Source organism: Catenibacterium faecis, assembly GCF_014306455.1.
In the GTDB taxonomy this organism is placed as follows: Bacteria; Bacillota_I; Bacilli_A; order Erysipelotrichales; family Coprobacillaceae; genus Catenibacterium; species Catenibacterium mitsuoka_A.
Map to the genome: position 1 here is coordinate 39,441 of NZ_JACRWG010000007.1, position 18,089 is coordinate 57,529.

11 protein-coding genes are annotated in these 18,089 nt (G+C 34.3%); 8 read left to right on the top strand and 3 right to left on the bottom strand.

Annotated elements, in window-relative coordinates; genetic code table 11:
* Window positions 1-402 precede the first annotated feature (402 nt).
* From H8909_RS03400 to H8909_RS03420, 5 genes are all read left to right on the top strand, one after another.
* On the top strand, window positions 403-1,563 hold the full coding sequence (locus H8909_RS03400) for an MFS transporter (RefSeq protein ID WP_187011843.1): 1,161 nt from the start codon (window positions 403-405) through the stop codon (window positions 1,561-1,563).
* A 180-nt stretch (window positions 1,564-1,743) separates the two neighbouring features.
* Entirely contained in the window at window positions 1,744-3,171 is a 1,428-nt protein-coding gene (locus H8909_RS03405; protein ID WP_187011844.1) for a PTS transporter subunit EIIC, read from the top strand.
* A gap of 11 nt (window positions 3,172-3,182) precedes the next feature.
* Entirely contained in the window at window positions 3,183-4,007 is an 825-nt protein-coding gene (locus H8909_RS03410) for a PRD domain-containing protein (protein ID WP_187011845.1), read from the top strand.
* Between the two features lie 741 nt (window positions 4,008-4,748).
* The gene (locus tag H8909_RS03415) at window positions 4,749-10,004 is read left to right on the top strand and encodes a beta-N-acetylglucosaminidase domain-containing protein (protein WP_187011846.1); all 5,256 of its coding nucleotides are present in this window, start codon (window positions 4,749-4,751) and stop codon (window positions 10,002-10,004) included.
* Window positions 10,005-10,235: 231 nt separating this feature from the next.
* The gene (locus H8909_RS03420) at window positions 10,236-11,690 is read left to right on the top strand and encodes an LCP family protein (protein ID WP_187011847.1); all 1,455 of its coding nucleotides are present in this window, start codon (window positions 10,236-10,238) and stop codon (window positions 11,688-11,690) included.
* Window positions 11,691-12,338: 648 nt separating this feature from the next.
* On the opposite strand, the gene H8909_RS13430 is transcribed toward H8909_RS03420, so the two are convergent.
* Window positions 12,339-12,455: a putative holin-like toxin gene (locus tag H8909_RS13430; RefSeq protein ID WP_255465866.1), complete on the bottom strand. Its 117-nt coding sequence runs from the start codon at window positions 12,453-12,455 to the stop codon at window positions 12,339-12,341.
* Window positions 12,456-12,805: 350 nt separating this feature from the next.
* On the bottom strand, window positions 12,806-12,922 hold the full coding sequence (locus H8909_RS13435) for a putative holin-like toxin (protein ID WP_238928205.1): 117 nt from the start codon (window positions 12,920-12,922) through the stop codon (window positions 12,806-12,808).
* A 580-nt stretch (window positions 12,923-13,502) separates the two neighbouring features.
* On the opposite strand from H8909_RS13435, the gene H8909_RS03425 reads away from it, so the two are divergent.
* The 3 genes from H8909_RS03425 to H8909_RS03435 all read left to right on the top strand — a co-directional run bounded on the left by H8909_RS03425 (window position 13,503) and on the right by H8909_RS03435 (window position 17,348).
* Window positions 13,503-14,345 carry a MurR/RpiR family transcriptional regulator gene (locus H8909_RS03425; protein WP_187011848.1) on the top strand — a complete coding sequence of 281 codons (843 nt, stop codon included), beginning with the start codon at window positions 13,503-13,505 and terminating at the stop codon, window positions 14,343-14,345.
* 184 nt (window positions 14,346-14,529) lie between these two features.
* Window positions 14,530-15,444, top strand: a complete 915-nt coding sequence (gene pfkB / locus H8909_RS03430) for a 1-phosphofructokinase (protein WP_187011849.1) — start codon at window positions 14,530-14,532, stop codon at window positions 15,442-15,444.
* 5 nt (window positions 15,445-15,449) lie between these two features.
* On the top strand, window positions 15,450-17,348 hold the full coding sequence (locus H8909_RS03435; protein WP_187011850.1) for a PTS fructose transporter subunit IIABC: 1,899 nt from the start codon (window positions 15,450-15,452) through the stop codon (window positions 17,346-17,348).
* A 172-nt stretch (window positions 17,349-17,520) separates the two neighbouring features.
* Here the strand turns inward: H8909_RS03435 and H8909_RS03440 are convergent, their stop codons facing one another.
* Window positions 17,521-17,892, bottom strand: a complete 372-nt coding sequence (locus tag H8909_RS03440; RefSeq protein ID WP_187011803.1) for a hypothetical protein — start codon at window positions 17,890-17,892, stop codon at window positions 17,521-17,523.
* Window positions 17,893-18,089 lie beyond the last annotated feature (197 nt).

Below are 18,089 nucleotides of genomic sequence, written 5' to 3' on the forward strand. Positions count from 1 at the left end.
TAAAAAAGGATTATATTGATATAACCATTACGCTTAGGATAAATACAAATATTAGGATTTTTCAATCATGAAAATGTGAAATAATGCCAGTTTTGTAATTGTTAAAATCATAAATAACTATAATAGTGTTACATATTGAAAGAAATTTACAAAAGGGTATTGACGAGTAAAAAAATGTTTCTTAAAATAGACTTGTGTCTAGAGAGCGGACACAGCAAACTGCCCTGAAGCATGTTCTATAACTAGTCATGTAGAGCATGCTGGTTCCTAGAACCGGGGCACTTTGTTTTATATATTCAGACACGATTCTTAGGAGTCGTGTCTTTTTTTCTTATTGAGAAAATAGTTGTCCCCCTTTTGATAAATACTATATAATACCTAAGGTTATTGAGGGAGGAAATTATGAAACGCTTACAAACGAAATACAATTGTATCCAGTTCTTATATTGGATTACTAACTGTACGATTTTTGGTTATATAGCCATCTTTCTACAATATAAAGGTTTATCAAATACAGAGATAGGGATCGTTACTGCGATGGGAAGTATTATGATGCTTATACTTTCAGCTAATATTTCTAACTTACCAAATAAGTATGAAGCACTCACACCACATAATGTTATCTTAGGAATCTATGCTATACTATTCGCATCATTTAGTGCTCTTTATTTTATGACACTACCTAAAGTAGTCGTCATGGTACTATATATCGCATTATTATTCTTGAGTACTTGTGTTGTTCCATTTTTATCACAATTTGCGATGGATTATGTCAAGATGGGTCATGATATTAACTTTGGACTTGCAAGAGGACTTGGGTCATTCTCTTATGCATCAAGTGCCTTTTTAATGGGATACTTAGTAGAATGGTTAGAACCATCTGTTATTTATATTGTCTTTATTGTTTCAAGTATTCTATTTATCATTAACCTGCTTGTCCTACCACATTCTACTATTAAGAATGAGTCAACAGAAAAACCAGCCAATCCATTTGGCTTGATTACTAAATATAAGAAGTTCTTCTTCTTTCTATTAGGGTTTGGATTTGCGATTGCAGGTGCCACTTCTTTATCTACTTACTTAATTAATATAGTTAAGAAGCTAGGTGGGGATTCATCGTTCTATGGTATCGCCATATTCTTTATGGCAGCAAGTGAAACACCATTCATGACAATGACTTATCGCTTAAAGAAAAGATTTGGACCTGAGAAGCTTATTGTCTTTGGTCTCATTATGTATATCTTTAGAAACTTTCTGATTGCATTAGCACCTAGCCTATTTGTCTTATTAATAGGTATGGTATTCCAGGGATGTTCTTATGGATTGCTTTTTGCTACTTATACATATTATTGTAATGATGTCTTGTCTGAAGCAGATCAGATGGCAGGACAGACACTTATTACAATGATGGCTAATGGTTTTGGCTTCTGTTTAGGAAATTATTTAGGTGGTGTCTTGCAGGATACATTAGGACTACAAAGTATGTTGATTTTTGCAATGGCTGTTACACTTGTAGGTGCTCTTATTGGTGTATGTACATATAAGTTAATGAAGGAAGATTAGTCTTCCTTTTTTTTTTTTTTTTTTTGCTTCAAAAAAATGAGTGTTAGGGGTTACATAATGGTATTAAAATGTTATAATTACCACGTTATGAAAATATTACTGTTTTTTGTATTTTGTAATTATTTTTAAAACAATTACTATATAATAGTAGTATAAATAAGTACAGAAAAGGGGATTAACATGAGTTTTTTACAGAAATTAGGTAAGTCCCTGATGCTTCCAGTGACTATTATGCCTCTGGCTGCATTATTAAAGGGTATTGGCTATTGGATTGATCCTATTGGGTGGGGTGTCAATAATCCATTTGCGGCATTTCTTATATTATCAGGTGGTGTAGTCATAGATTATCTTCCTATCCTTTTTGCGATTGCTGTCGCAATCGGTATGACGGATAAGAAGAATGCATCATTGTCTTTAGCAGCAGTCATCAATTATCTCATGATTACTAAAATACTCTCTCCTGAGGGTATTTCATTGATCTCGGGTTTACATATAAGCCAAGTCTCTATAGCCTTTAGTGAGACTGATAATGCGTTTATCGGGATTATGGTAGGATTGATTGTTGCCTTCTGTTATAAGAAGTTCAATCATATAGAATTACCTGGTCCTTTATCATTCTTTAGTGGTGAAAGATTCATTCCTATTATTTCAGGTATGATTACACTTTTATTTGCTGGTGTTTTTATGTATGTCTGGCCGATGCTTTATGAAGCATTTATTCATTTTGGAACATGGATGGCAGGATTAGGACCAATCAGTGCTGGTTTATATGGATTTTTTAATAGACTCCTTATACCAACAGGATTACACCATGCCCTTAATTCTGTCTTCTGGTTTAATATTGCGGGTATTAATGATATTGGACGATTCTGGGGTACAGTATCAGGTGGTATTAAAGGTGTTACTGGTATGTACCAGGCAGGATTCTATCCTATCATGATGTTTGGTTTACCAGCAGGCGCACTCGCAATCTATCAATGTGCCTCACCTGATAAGAAAAAGAAAGTAGGCGCATTGATGTTCTCAGCTGCTCTTGCATCTTTTTTAACAGGTATTACAGAACCATTAGAATTCTCTTTTATGTTTTTAGCACCTAGTTTATATATCGCCCATGCAGTCATGACAGGAATTATGATGTTTATAGCTGCATCATTCCATTGGCTTGCTGGTTTTAGCTTCTCAGCTGGTCTTATAGACTATATATTGAGTTTTAAGGCACCATTCTCCTATCATGCAAACTATTTGATCCTTTTAGGAGTCATCTGTGGTGTGCTCTATTATATTGTATTTAGAACTATGATTCTGCATTTTAATCTCATGACACCAGGACGTATGAAAGAAGAAGTCAGTACAAAACAATCATTTGATTATGATGATCTGGCTATTTGTTTTGTGGAAGCTCTTGGTGGTAGAAGTAATTGTATATCTGCAGATGCCTGTATTACACGTTTGAGAGTAGAAATAAATGACATACATTCTATTAATAAAGACGAAATATCTCAATTAGGCTACGAACATGTCACAATTGCAGGTAACCATAATGTACAGATATTAGTAGGCACCAATGCCCAGTTCATTGCGGACGCAATGAACGATATATTAATGTAAAGGGGACTATTATGAGAATTATTAAGATCTTCAACAACAACTCCATTGCGGCTATCTCACCAGAACTAGGAGATATTATCCTAACAGGTTCAGGAATAGGATTCCAGAAGAAGGTAGGGGATAGTGTTGATTCCACTAAAATAGAAAAGACATATATGTTTAAAGAAGACCCTCATAAAAGATTAGAAAGAGAAGATGATATCTCTCCTGATTGTTATGAGATGACTGATAAGATTGTCTCTCGTGCAATTAAGAAGCTTAAATCACGCTATTATGGGGAAATATTCCTCACTATGACAGATCATATCTCCTTTGCCTTAAAACGTAAGCAGGAGAATATCAGAATCCCTTATGTCGTACTTGGAGATGTAAGTATTCTTTATAAGAATGAATATGAAATAGGTTTATGGGCATTAAGCTATATTAAGAAGAAAACAGGGATCACATTAGATCTAGAAGAAGCCAATTATATAGCCTTGCATTTAGTGAACTTTTCAATGGACAATAATACCCATAATGCGACTAAGATATTAAGCTTTGTGACTGATATTATCGGTATTATTGAAAATAGTATGAAGGTGACTATTTCTCCTCAGTCACTCAGTTATGCAAGACTCTCTACGCATTTAAAATACCTAGCTGAACGTATCTTTACAGGACAGGAAATAAACCTTAAAGACACAACAGAAGACATCAGACAACTATTAAAAGAGAATTTAAGACTCTCTATGTGTATTAACCGTATTGTGAAACATATTAAAGAGAAATATAAATATGATTTATCACCGGATGAACAGACATTTTTATGCATACATATTAAACGTATCATGCAGTAAAACTATAAAAAGATGCATGTTGACTTTGATTTTAGCGTAAACTATAATGAATATGAAAGAAGGAACAACCAGTAAGCGGTTGCCCTTGGATTTGTATGTTTGAAATAATTACCTCAAACTTTTGCCGAGAGCGAGGTAGTTATTTTTTTGCGTTCTTATCAATGATAATAAGAAGCATTTTGACAACAAGTGTCAGTAAAGAAACGATCAATGTTAAGAATGCTAACATAATCATGATTACTTAATAAATTGTCATTATGCATTACCTCCGTTCGCAACTGAAGAGAAGCGTTCGTTGGGTTGCGTACCTTCGTCATGATGACCAAGGATAACCACCTACTGTATACGGTTCTCCACATATGAGTTATATCAATTGATTATCAAGAAGTGTTAATAGAATATAATGTATTGGTATGATTAAATTATCAGTTTCATGTTCTGCTGACTTCAAATGCCTAAAAATATCATAAAATAAGATATGAAAACGCTTGCTTAATATAAAAGATACTGTTATACTGATTGAGTCAATGTGGATTGTTACTCTAAGCAGGCAAGACCAAATAAAGATTATGACATACTAAAATGGACCCTGTAAAACAGGGTCACGAAATAAATATCCTTTTTTTATCGTGTCCTTTTTACAGGGTCCATTTTATACATTTTTTTGTCATACTTTATTTGGTCTTTATTTTTTGTAAAAATCCATGTTTGAATACTCATTTCATCAACTAGGAGCATGAAATGAGACAAAATATTAAAGAAAGGAAAAACAAGATGAAAGGAAAGAAAGTCATTACTTATGCAGTAAGTTTTCTTGTTGCATTAGGCTGTGTATCAGCTTTTCCGGTGACTGTAAAGGCTGATACAGGGTATGAAGTCTATCCTAATCCACATTCTATGAATTATAGTGATGGGGATTATGAAATGACAAGTCAGGTCAATGTTGTCTATGAAGATGGTATTGATGAAGACACAAAAGCAAGACTAAATGAAGTTCTTGCATTAAAAGGCATGAATGCAAGTGTTTCTAGTGAAAAGAAAGCTGGAAAGACAAACATTCTTGTTGGTGTGAAGGGTTCTAAACAATATGTAGATTCACAGTTTGGAACAACTTCAGCAGGTTTATTTGATAAACTTGATTCTTATGCTTTAAAGTCTGATAAAGGCACTATTTCTATCTTAGGTAAAGATACGGATGCTGCTTTTTATGGACTTACAAGCTTATATCACATTTTTAAACAGGTAGAGGGGAAAACAATTAGAAACTTCTCTATCGAGGATTATGCGGATGTTGCAAGCCGTGGATTTATTGAAGGTTATTATGGGAATCCATGGTCAACAGAAGATCGTTGTAAATTGATGGAATGGGGAGGCTATTATAAGCTTAATTCTTATTTCTATGCTCCTAAAGATGATCCAAAGCATAACGCTAAGTGGCGTGACCTTTATACAGAAGAAGAAATCAATACAAAGATCAAACCACTTGCAGAGGCTGGAAACAAATCTAAATGCCGCTTCGTATTTGCCTTACATCCTTATATGAATCACCCAATCCGTTATAACTCTGAAGCAAACTATCAGGCTGACTTAAAGGTTATGCAGGCTAAGTTTAAACAGGTTATTGATGCTGGTGTTCGTCAGATTGCGATTCTTGCAGACGATGCTCCTAATGTAGGTGGTGCTAATTATACAAGAATGTTGACAGATATGTCTAACTGGCTTAAAGAATTACAGCCTTCTTACCCTGGCTTAAAGCTTACATTACCATTCTGTGTTCAGGAATATATGGGATGGGGTCAGTCTTACTACCGTGACTTCCCTGAAAACGTACAGATCATTATGACTGGTGGACGTGTATGGGGTGAAGTAACTAATAACTTTACTTCTTCATTCACTAATACTGCAGGTCGTGGTCCTTATATGTGGATCAACTGGCCATGTACTGATAACTCTAAGAAGCACTTAATCATGGGTGGCTATACAACATTCCTTCATCCAGGTGTTGATCCTTCTAAGATACAGGGTATTGTATTAAACCCAATGCAGCAGTCAGAACCAAGCAAAGTTGCAATATTTGGTAATGCATGTTATTCATGGAATATCTGGAAAACTGAAGAAGAAGCAAATAAGTGCTATAATGCTTCATTCAAATATGTGGATCATAATGGTTATGAAGAAACTGAAGCATCAACTGCTTTAAGAGAATTATCTAAACATATGATCAACCAGAACATGGATAGCAGAGTGACTCGTTTAGAGGAATCTGTTGAATTAAAAGAAAAACTCAATGCATTTAAGACTAAATTATCTAAAGGTGAAAAGATCACTGATGAAGAATTTGATGACATCATCAACGAATTCACAGTATTACAGAATGCGTCTCAAACTTATCGCGCAAGCGGTAATGAAAGAATCAAGTCTCAGATTGTTTACTGGTTAAACTGCTGGGATGATACAACAAATGCTGCTTTAAACTATATTAAAGGTATTAAAGCTGCACAGAATGAAGAAGATAATGCAGCTATCTGGGACTATTATGCCAATGCACAGGCTGCTTTTGAAAAGAGCAAGTCTTATGGCTTCCACTATGTAGATCATTTAGAATATGCTGAAGTAGGTGTACAGCATATCGTTCCATTTATTAAATCATTAGATTCTTATTTATCTGAAGTTGTATCTACAATCGTTAATCCAGATAAACAGATTGCGAAATATATCACTAATCGTGAAGATACTCCAGATGGTAAAGAAGATAACATCTTTGATGGTAATGCTTCTACAGAATTAGTTTACAAGAGCCCTAATACTATTTCTGCAGGTACTTATGTAGGTATTAAGTATTCTAAGGCAATTGATGTAAACCATGTCATCTTTAGAATGGGTGCGAACTCTAACCCTAGAGATACATTCTTAAAAGCGAAAGTACAGTATACTACTGATGGTAAGAACTGGACTGATGTAAATGAAACAATCTATGAATTACCTAACAATGTAGAATTAACAGACCTTAACTTAAAAGGTGTTAAGGGTATCCGTATGATTGCGACTGAAGATAAGAGTAACACTTGGTTAGGTGTAAGAGATATCTTAGTTAACCCAACAACTACTCCTTCTACAAGTACTGATAAGGGTACATTATCTATGACTAAGATTGGTGTAAAGGGTGGTTCATTAGATAACTTATTAGATGATAATGAATCAACATATGCGCATTTTGCTGAATCTCCATATAAAGCAGGAGAAATCAAGGACTATATTCCAGTAGATGCAGCAGTGACTCTTACATTCAATAACCCTAAGAAGTTAGGTACTATCAACTTCGTACAGGATAGTGGTACTGATAAGATCACTAGATATGCATTAGAATATACAGAAGATGGTACAACTTGGAAGACATTAAAAGAATATGCAGGTGATGCCACTGTTCATTTAAATGTAGAAGACCAGGATTTGACTGCTAAGGCAATTCGTGTAAGAAACCTTGAATTAAATCTTTCAAGTAATACAGCAGGTTATTGGTGGAAGGTAAAGACATTCAACCATACTGATGTAGTGAATGAATATGATGACAAGGCTGTTTATACAAATACAGACTATAAGTTACATTCTAAGAGTACATTAGACCAGACTGCTTTAGTGTATACAAAAGAAATGACTTTGGCACCTAAACAGTATGTAGGTGTGAAGTTATCAAGAGTTAAAGATTTAAAACAGTTAGAACTTGATTATAGTGGTGAAGTTGTATTAGAAGCTTCAGTGAATGCACATGACTGGGTAGAAGTAACTGATTTAAACAAGAACCTTCCAGATGCACGTTATGTACGTTTAATCAATAAGAAGAGTTCTGATGTGAAGTTAACTATGAATAAGTTTGTGGTACATTCTACAGAAGTCACTGCACCATACTTATATAAGACAACTATGACTATCAACCCATCTTGGGGTGTTGCAGAAGATTCTAGAAACAATGGGGCTGCATTTGATGGCAACATTGATTCTACAACTGAATTTGGTGACCTTCCACAAAAGGGTCAGTATATTATCTATGACTTAGGTCAGATGCGAAATATCGATAAGATTGCAATGTATTGTCAGGATAGTGCCTATAACTATATTAGAGATGGTATTATCAGTGTTTCTAGTGATTTAGAAAACTGGACAGATGTTGTGACAATCGGTGATGGTGTTGAAAACACTGGTGATTCAATGGTTAAATGTATCGATTCTGATGCAGGATACAAAGCATCTAGTACATATCCAAATAAAGTATATGTATCAGGTACTGCCAACCATGTACCAGCACGTTACTTAAGAATCTTATTTACAGCATCTAACAATTCTAGAGCTGTTGTATTCAACGAAATCATGATCAATGATGGAGAATATGCACCAGAAGACAATGACCCTACATTTGATTCTAATGTCACAGAAGCAAAAGGTTATAAGCCTCAGTATATGATTGATGGTGACCTTTTAACAGCTTATAAACCAGGATCAAATAAAGCAGGTTACTTAACTTATACTCTTTCTGATAAACTTAATGTGAAGAAATTCAACATTATCCAGAAGGGTGAAATCAGCAATGCAAAGGTATATGCACTCATTGATAAAGAAGTAACAGCTAGAAATGTACCTGAAGAAGATAAAGAATGGGTACAGTTAGGTACTTTAAGAAAATCTTTAAATGAATTTTATATCCCTCATGGTAATGTATATAAGTTAAAGTTTGAATGGGAAGAAAACCATATTCCTACTATTTCTGAAATTATTACATTAACTGATGATGAATATAAGATTGAATGTGCTAACGACTTAAAGAACTACATTGACTCTTTACATGTAGATGAAGATAAGTACACTGCAACAAGTTATAAAGCATATAGTACAGCAAGAACTAAAGCATTAGAAGTATATAACACTCAGATGGGTGAAAAGGATGCCTTAGAAGCTGCAAAAGCTGAACTTAAAGCCTCTTATGATGCATTAGTAGTACGTGGTGATTTAAAAGCTCTCGATCAAGAAATTAAAGATATTGAAAAACTTTCTAAAGATGACTATACAGAAGAAAGCTACAACGCATTAGAAAAAGTATTAGTAGAAGCAAAGAAACTAGTGACTAATAAAGATGCGACTGTTGATGAAGTCAATACAATGATTGAATCATTGCGTCAGGCTAAAGCAGGACTTGTCACTAAAGCATCTATGAGTAAACAGGAACTTAGAAACTACATTGATTCTAATAACTTAAAGAATTTAGATACTTCTATTTACTTAACTTCTACAGTAAATCCATTTAATGAAGCATTAGAGAATGCAGAAAAAATCTTAAATGAAGATGCAACTGTTACTGAAGTAGAAGATGCTTATAAGGCATTACAGGATGCAAGAAAGAACTTAGTTCTTAAAGCAACTGATACAGAAATAAAAGCATTAGAAAATAGAATGGCTTCTTATAAAGAAGAAGACTATACAGCATCTAGCTGGAAAGACTTTGTACTTGTATTAGATGAAATCAAAGAAGAATTAAAAGCTGAACACACAAGTGCTGAAATTGAAGCTTTAACTAATAAGTTAGAAGAAGCTTCTAAGAAGCTTGTGACTCGTGGTAATACAGCTGAACTTGAACTATTACTTGAACAGGCTAAAAAGACTGATAGTAAGTTATATACAGAAAAGAGCTATAAGAACTTATTAGATGTCATTGAAGCAACTGAAAAAGCATTAGAAAATAAGAATGAATTAACTCAGGAAGAAGTAGATGCATTAACTGGAGACTTAAGAAAAGCGATGGAAGCATTAGAAAAGTTACCAGTAATTACACCAAGTATTCCTGAAGAAAAACCTACTACTCCTTCTAAACCAGAAGAAACAACTAAACCAGAAGTAAAACCAAGTACTAAACCAGCAACTGGTGATACTACTATGGTAGGAGTATTCGCATTCTTCTCAATGATCTCATTATTAGGTTATGTATTATTAAAGAAGAAAGAAGCTTAATTTTTAGGAAGAACCTCGTTGGAGGTTCTTCTTTTTTAGCTGTGGTAATAAATATAACATATAAATATGTTACAAGGAGTGTAAAAATGTTACAAATAACAAATTTACTTGGTGAAATTGTTACATATAATAAGGTGATGTGCTATACTAGGTTTTGTCAACCACGTTTTTATACATTTTTTGTAAAATATGTATACTTTCGTGCTGTTTTGGGAATGGGAGATATAAAAGATGAAGAAGAAGTTGGGTTTCATGACTGATCATCGTTTTATTATCGGTGTTCAGATAGTATTAAGCATCATACTTATGATTAGTATCATATTTGTAAAAGTTTTACCCATGCGTTATTTGATAGTGATTGGTTCTTTCTTGGCAGTACTTGCACTACTTGTCTATTTAGTCGCAAAACCAGGACCTATCGTATCTAGAAAGGTACAGAAAAGACCTCTTGCAGGTAAGATTATTTCTATTGTTATTAGTATATTCTTAATTATAGGATGTATCTTTATCCAGTCTGGTAAAGCAGCCTACAATAAAGTAACTAGCGAATATGATTATGTAACATATTCACTCGTAGTTAGAAAGAATAGTAAATATAAAAAGATGGATGATCTCTTAAAGAAGACAGTAGGATATAATCCTAATGGAACTAAAATAAATGAAGCATTGAACCGTTTAAGTAAGAAAGTATCTAACTATGGTGTGAGTGAGTTGTATGGTGTAGAAGCAATTGTAGATGCCTTATATGATAAAAAGGTAGATGCAATACTTATTAATGAAGGTTCTAGAGATCTAGTTACAGACTATAAAAAGAGCTTTGATAAAGATACAAGAGTGATCTGGACAACAAAGTTTAAATCATACAATAAGATTAAAGAAGAAAAGACATTGGATGTATTAAAGGATCCTTTCTGTGTATATATTTCTGGTATTGATTCTCGTGGAAGTGTACAGGAAGTATCACGTAGTGATGTCAATATCTTAATGACTATTAATGTTCCTGAACATAAAGTATTATTGACTAGTATTCCTAGAGATGCTTATGTGACTTTAGCAGATGCTTCTCAGAAAGATAAACTCACACATTCTGGTTTAACAGGGACTCAAAATACAGTTAAGACAGTAGAAAACTTCTTAGATGTAGATATTAGCTATTATGCAAGAGTTAACTTTGAATCATTAGTAGAAGTAGTAGATGCTTTAGGTGGTGTTGATGTTTATTCAGATAAAGACTTATCTGTATGGAATGGACAGCCTATTAAAGAAGGATGGAACCATATGAATGGTCAGATGGCTTTAGCCTTCTCTAGAGAAAGACATGCCTATACTACTGGTGATCGTCATAGAGCACAGAACCAGCAGGCAGTATTACAGGCTATTATTAGAAAGATGGCATCTCCTGCAATCATTACTCATTATACTGATATCTTAAAATCTATTGAAGGTACATTTGTGACTGATATGCCGATGAATGAAATGGCTAGAATTGCGAATGATCAGTTAAATACTAATGCATCATGGTCATTCCAGTCTTCTATGGTAGCAGGTAATGGTCTTATGATGAAGGGTGGATATTATATGCCTGATACAAGACTTTATTACCTTATTCCTGATGAAAATAGTGTAGAACAGAATAAGCAGTATATTAAGAAAATGTTGAAGGGTGAAGAATTCACTGTAGAGTAAGCAGACGAAAGTCTGCTTTTTCTTTTTTCTCATTCAGAAGCTTCAAACAGATGTATATATTGACTTTGGTTTGATTGTAAACTATAATGGAGACGAAAAGAGGAACAGCCAGTAAGCGGTTGTCCTTGGATTTGTTTTTAGTAAATGACTACCTCAAACTTTACCAGGGAGCGAGGTAGTTATTTTTTTACGTTCTTATCAATAATGATAAGAAGTAATCTAACAACAAGTGTTAATAAAGACATGATCAGTGTTAAACATGTCAACACAATCATGACTATTTCATACGTTGTCATTAGGCATCACCTCCGTTTTCAACTTAAAAGAAGAATTACGAAGGGTTGCGTACCTTCGTCATAACGACCAAGGATAACCACCTACCGTATACGGCTGTTCCATGTCTGAATTATATCATAGAAATCTATAGGTAGGAATAAGTTGTTAATTATTACAGTTTTATAATATATGTTAATATATTGGTATGATTTTGATATGAGAAATTCTCAGATCAATCCTAAAAAGATGTATGTATTGACTTTGTTTTAAACGTAAACTATAATGAATATGAAAAGAGGAACAGTCAGTAAGCGGTTGTCCTTGGATTTAAGTGGAGAAAATAACTATCTCAACTTTCCCGAGACGAGGTAGTTATTTTTTTGCGTTCTTATCAATGATGACAAGAAGCAATCTGATCACAATACTGAATAATGATATGATCAATGTCAAAAAAGATAACATAATCATGATTATTTCGTATGTAGTCATTAGGCATCACCTCCGTTCGCTTATAATAGAAGCTTGCGAAGGATTGCGTCCCTTCGTCATGACGACCAAGGATAACCACCTACCGTATACGGCTGTTCCATGTCTGAATTATATCATAGAAATCTATCGGTAGGAATAAGTTGTTAATTATTACAGTTCTGAAATAAACATTAATATATTGGTATGATTTTGATATGAAAAATTCTTAGATTAATCCTAAAAAGATGTATATATTGACTTTACTTTGATTCTAAACTATAATGAAGACGAAAAGAGGAACAGCCAGTAAGCGGTTGTCCTTGGATTTAAGAGTAGAAAATAACTACCTCAACTTTCCCGAGACGAGGTAGTTATTTTTTCGCGTTCTTATCAATGATGACAAGAAGCAATCTAATAACGATACTTAATAATGATATGATCAATGTCAGAAAAGATGACATAATCATGATTATTTCGTATGTAGTCATTAGGCATCACCTCCGTTTTCAACTATTAAAAGAGAAATGCGAAGGAATGCGTCCCTTCGTCATGACGACCAAGGATAACCACCTACCGTATACGGCTGTTCCATGTCTGAATTATACCATGAAAATCTATAGCTTGGAATAAGTTGTTAATTATTACAATTCCGTAATATATACTAATATTGGTATGAATCAAATGCTACAAATTCTATGATTAGTCCCGAACAAATGTATAAATTGACTTTGTTTTGAACGTAAACTATAATGAATATGAAAAGAGGAACAGCCAGTAAGCGGTTGTCCTTGGATTTAAGTTGAGAAAATAATTACCTCAAACTTTGCCAGAGACTGAGGTAGTTATTTTTTTGCATTCTTATCAATGATGACAAGAAGCAATCTGATCACAATACTGATATGATAAATTTTAAAAAAGATAACTGATACAAATTATTGTTATGATGATGCATCTTAAATGAGTGGTATATATTAATGTTTCTCTCATTTTTTCTATTTGTTTGTGTAAAGAATTTTTTTGTGTTAACTTGACGATGTAAGGAATTTCATTGTAGAAGGAGAATAAGAAATGGAAAGTGTATTAGATAATATTACTGTGCTATATGATCAGTTATTTGATGCTGAAAAGAAGATTGCGAAGTATATATTAAATAACCCAAAAGAAGTCGTAGATATGACTGTATCTGAACTTGCAGAAACAAGTGATGTATCTATTGCATCTGTATCTAGATTTTGTCGTAAGGTAGGTTTAAAAGGTTTTGCCCAGTTAAAGATTTCTTTAGCACAGGAATTAGTGGATACACATAAGAGTGGTGAAGTATCTAATGAAATATCAGTAGAGGATATACCACAATCATTACAGAATATTCTTGCGAATAAGATTACTGAACTCAAACAGACAGTAAATCAGATCAATACAGACGAATTTAAAGCGATTTTAGAGGGTATTAGAGATGCTTCTAGGGTACAGGTAGTAGCGGTAGGAAATACGATTCCTGTGGCTATTGATGCAGCTTTTAAGTTCAATGAATTAGGTATTCCTACAACTGCAGGTACTATATGGGAAACACAGTTATCTTATTCTTTTACTTTAGGTAAAGGAGATGTACTTATTGCAATTAGTAACTCTGGTGAATCAGATAAAGTATTAGAAGCAGTTAAGATAGCCAATAAGAATGGGGCTATGACTTTAGGTATTACTAATAGTGCTCTTTCTGCCATCGGAGAAGAAGTACAATATCATATTACGACTGCAACAAGAGAAAAACTTTTTCTTGATGAGTTCTGTTTTTCTAGAGTTTCTGCAATGACTGTTATAGAGGTTATATTCTTATTCTTAACAGTGATGGTAGAGAATGCACATAAGTCTATGATCCAGTGTGAAGAGATGTTTGCGGTAGATAAGAGATAATATATTAGTATAGTGACCGATAACAGAAAAAGTATGATAAAGATGTTTTTACATCTAATTATCATACTTTTTTAGCATTATACAAAGTAAATTATTTACATGAAATCTATTGACAAAGAAAACCTTTACATCATATAATAACGCTGTAATAAAAAGATTTTTATAAGAAAAGGAGACTATGTAAATGATTTACACAATTACTTTTAATCCTGCATTAGATTATGTCATTACAGTTGATCATTTCCAACAGGGATTAGTCAACAGAGTATGTGAAGAACATATCTTCTGTGGAGGTAAGGGCATTAATGTTTCCGCAATTCTTAAAGAGTTAGGTTATGAATCTGAAGCTTTAGGTTTTGTAGCTGGTTTTACTGGTGATGAAATTGTACGTCGTGCTAAGAGTGAGTATGATATCAAGACTGATTTCATCAAGGTAGAAAAAGGTATGTCACGTATTAATGTAAAGATGCGTAGTGATGAAGAAACAGAAATCAATGGTATGGGACCTCAAATCACTGATGAAGATGTAGAAAAGTTATTTAAAAAACTTGATACATTAAAAGAAGGTGATGTCTTAGTACTTTCTGGTTCTATTCCTAAATGCATCAGTCCTAGAATCTATGAAGAAATTCTAGAAAGATTACAGGACAAGGGTATCTTGTTTGTAGTAGATGCAACTGGACAGCTATTAGTTAATGTATTAGCTTATCATCCATTCTTGATTAAGCCTAATAATCATGAAATTGAAGAAATCTTTAATGTTAAGTTAGAAACTGAAGAGGATCTAGTGAAGTATGCAAATAAGCTACAGGAAATGGGTGCTCGTAATGTATTGATTTCACTAGCTGGTGATGGTTCTTTATTAGTAGATGAAAATGGCAATACACATCGTTTAGGTGTATGTAAGGGTACAGTAAAGAACTCCGTAGGTGCTGGTGATTCTATGGTAGCTGGTTTTGTAGCTGGTTATTTAAATAATGGAGATTATGATGAAGCTTTAGCACTTGGTACTGCATGTGGTGGAGCAACAGCATTCTCATATTCACTTGCGAAAAGAGACTTCATTGATGAATGTCTCGCACAATTAAAGGGAGAATAAACAATATGAAAATTACTGAGTTATTGGACTTAAAGGGCATTGAACTCAATGTCTCAGTGAGTTCAAAAGATGAAGCAATCAACAAGCTTATTGATTTAATGTGTGCAACTGGTAAGATCTCAGACAAGGATGCATACAAAGAAGGTATTTTAGCCCGTGAAGCATTGACTTCTACTGGTATTGGTGAAGGAATTGCGATTCCTCATGCTCAGGTTGCAGCAGTTAAAGCACCAGGGTTAGCAGCTATGACTGTGCCTGATGGTGTTGATTATGAATCATTAGATGGTCAGCCTGCTCACTTATTCTTTATGATTGCAGCTCCAGCTGATGGAGGAAGCACTCATTTACAGGCATTAGCTAAGTTATCCGCATTATTAATGGATGAAGGTTTCCGTAAAGATTTATTAAATGCGAAGACACCAGAAGAATTCTTAAGCATGATCGATAAGAAGGAAGCAGAAAAAGATGCTGAAGAAGCAAAAGAAGCAGAAGCTCCAGTCACTACTGGATATAAAGTATTAGCTGTTACTGCCTGCCCTACAGGTATTGCGCATACTTTCATGGCTGCAGAAAACTTAACTAAAGCAGGTGAAAAGCTTGGTTATCCATTAAAGGCAGAAACAAACGGTTCTGAAGGTATTGGAAATGCCTTAACTGCAGATGAAATTAAAGCATGTGATGGTATTATCGTTGCAGCAGATAAGAACGTAGAAATGGCTCGTTTTGATGGTAAGCCAGTATTAATCGTTCCAGTCACTGAAGGAATCCGTCATCCTGAAGAATTAATTAATAAGATTAAAAATGGTGAAGCACCTATCTATCATGCAAGTGCTGATGCAAAAGAAGCTGTATCAAATGAAAGTGCTGGTAGAAGCTTCTATAAGCACTTAATGAATGGTGTAAGTCATATGTTACCATTCGTTGTTGCTGGTGGTATCATGATTGCCATCTCATTCTTAGTAGATGATAAGAGTGCAGGAGCTAAGTTTGGCTCTTCTACTCCTCTAGCAGCTTGGTTTAATAACATGGGTAACGTATCATTTGGTATGATGTTACCAATCCTTTCTGGATTTATCGCCATGTCTATTGCGGACCGTCCTGGTTTAGCTGTAGGTTTTGCAGGTGGTTTACTTGCTAAATCTGGTGCGACATTCTTAGATCCTAGTGCGGCTAAAGTAGCTGCAACACCTGGTTTCTTAGGTGCATTATTATATGGTTTTGTTGCTGGTTATATCGTTCTATTACTAAAGAAGGTATTCAAAGGCTTACCAAAATCATTAGATGGTGTTAAACCTATCCTTTTATACCCATTACTTGGTGTATTCTGCATGGCAGTATTCGCTAGTGCCATCAACCCATTAATGTCTATCATCAACCAGGCATTAACAAACTTCCTAAGTGGTTTAGGTAACTATGGTATTATTCTTGGTGTTGTTGCAGGTGGTATGATGTCTATCGATATGGGTGGTCCATTCAATAAGGCTGCTTATGTCACAGCTACAGGATTACTTGCAAGTGGTAACTACATCTTAATGGCAGCTGTTATGGCTGGTGGTATGGTACCTCCTCTTGCTATTGCACTATCTACTACATTCTTCAAAGATAAATGGACTGAAGAAGAAAGAAATGCGGGATTAGTCAACTATATCATGGGATTATCATTTATCTCTGAAGGGGCTATTCCTTTTGCAGCTAATGATCCAATCCATGTTATTCCATCATGTGTTATTGGTTCAGCTATTGCTGGTGGTTTATCAGTTGCTTTCAATTGTCAATTAAGAGCACCTCATGGTGGTGTATTCGTTATTGCAACAGTAAGCAACTGGCCAATGTATTTAGTATCAATCATTATTGGTGCAGTAGTAGGCTGCTTTATCCTTTCTACATTAAAGAAAAATAAGTAACAGAAATACAGGAATATGTTGAAAAGGCTTACAACATATTCTTTTTTTGTGCACCAATAGTATAAAAAAGCGCTTTAAAAGTAAAAAACTTAAAAATTATGAAATATATAATTATTTCATGCAATTGTACCGATTTTTTTGTCAACCGAAATTGATAATGTCTCAAAAATAATCAAACATTAGCACCACAGCGGTGCTTTTGTTTTGCAGCATAATTCGCAAAACTGGCTTTTTTCCATGGATGATCCATTGGAGGAATATACTTTTTCTTTTCTTTCTTAGGTGCCTCCTGAGGAGTATCAAATTCCTTTGATACTAGTTCATGTTCAGCTACTTCTTCCATCAGATAAAGATTATCAGCGATATTTGCCAGAAGCTGTCCATCAAATGTCTCTATGACCATGCAGTTAGTCTTTCCTGCAAAAAATCTTCTGTCTCCATTTTCGGTCACAGGAAAATAGAATTTACTTTGGAATCTAATGCAGTGGCCACTATCAATGGTTCTAGTTGAAAGTACTGCAAGAGTACGATTGATTTTCTCCATAGATGGTTGCTTCTCATATACCGATTTGGTACTATTAAGATGTAGAGCGAACTGATTATTGTATTTTTTTATGTAGTGGTTTAAAAATACATTTGCGTCCTCTATATTGGTGATATGAGCGTGCCTTAGTTCGACTGGTAATCGTGACTGGAGCGTCTGGTTGAGTCTTTCGACTCTGCCTTTTGCTTGGGGTACGC

Bases quoted from the DNA above. Each gene is read 5' to 3' on its own strand.
- H8909_RS03405 (WP_187011844.1), top strand. From the start codon at position 1,744: ATGAGTTTTTTACAGAAATTAGGTAAGTCCCTGATGCTTCCAGTGACT.
- H8909_RS03420 (WP_187011847.1), top strand. From the start codon at position 10,236: ATGAAGAAGAAGTTGGGTTTCATGACTGATCATCGTTTTATTATCGGT.
- H8909_RS03400 (WP_187011843.1), top strand. From the start codon at position 403: ATGAAACGCTTACAAACGAAATACAATTGTATCCAGTTCTTATATTGG.
- pfkB (WP_187011849.1), top strand. From the start codon at position 14,530: ATGATTTACACAATTACTTTTAATCCTGCATTAGATTATGTCATTACA.
- H8909_RS03425 (WP_187011848.1), top strand. From the start codon at position 13,503: ATGGAAAGTGTATTAGATAATATTACTGTGCTATATGATCAGTTATTT.
- H8909_RS03415 (WP_187011846.1), top strand. From the start codon at position 4,749: ATGAGACAAAATATTAAAGAAAGGAAAAACAAGATGAAAGGAAAGAAA.
- H8909_RS13430 (WP_255465866.1), bottom strand. From the start codon at position 12,455: ATGACTACATACGAAATAATCATGATTATGTTATCTTTTTTGACATTG.
- H8909_RS03410 (WP_187011845.1), top strand. From the start codon at position 3,183: ATGAGAATTATTAAGATCTTCAACAACAACTCCATTGCGGCTATCTCA.
- H8909_RS03440 (WP_187011803.1), bottom strand. From the start codon at position 17,892: ATGGAGAAAATCAATCGTACTCTTGCAGTACTTTCAACTAGAACCATT.
- H8909_RS03435 (WP_187011850.1), top strand. From the start codon at position 15,450: ATGAAAATTACTGAGTTATTGGACTTAAAGGGCATTGAACTCAATGTC.
- H8909_RS13435 (WP_238928205.1), bottom strand. From the start codon at position 12,922: ATGACTACATACGAAATAATCATGATTATGTCATCTTTTCTGACATTG.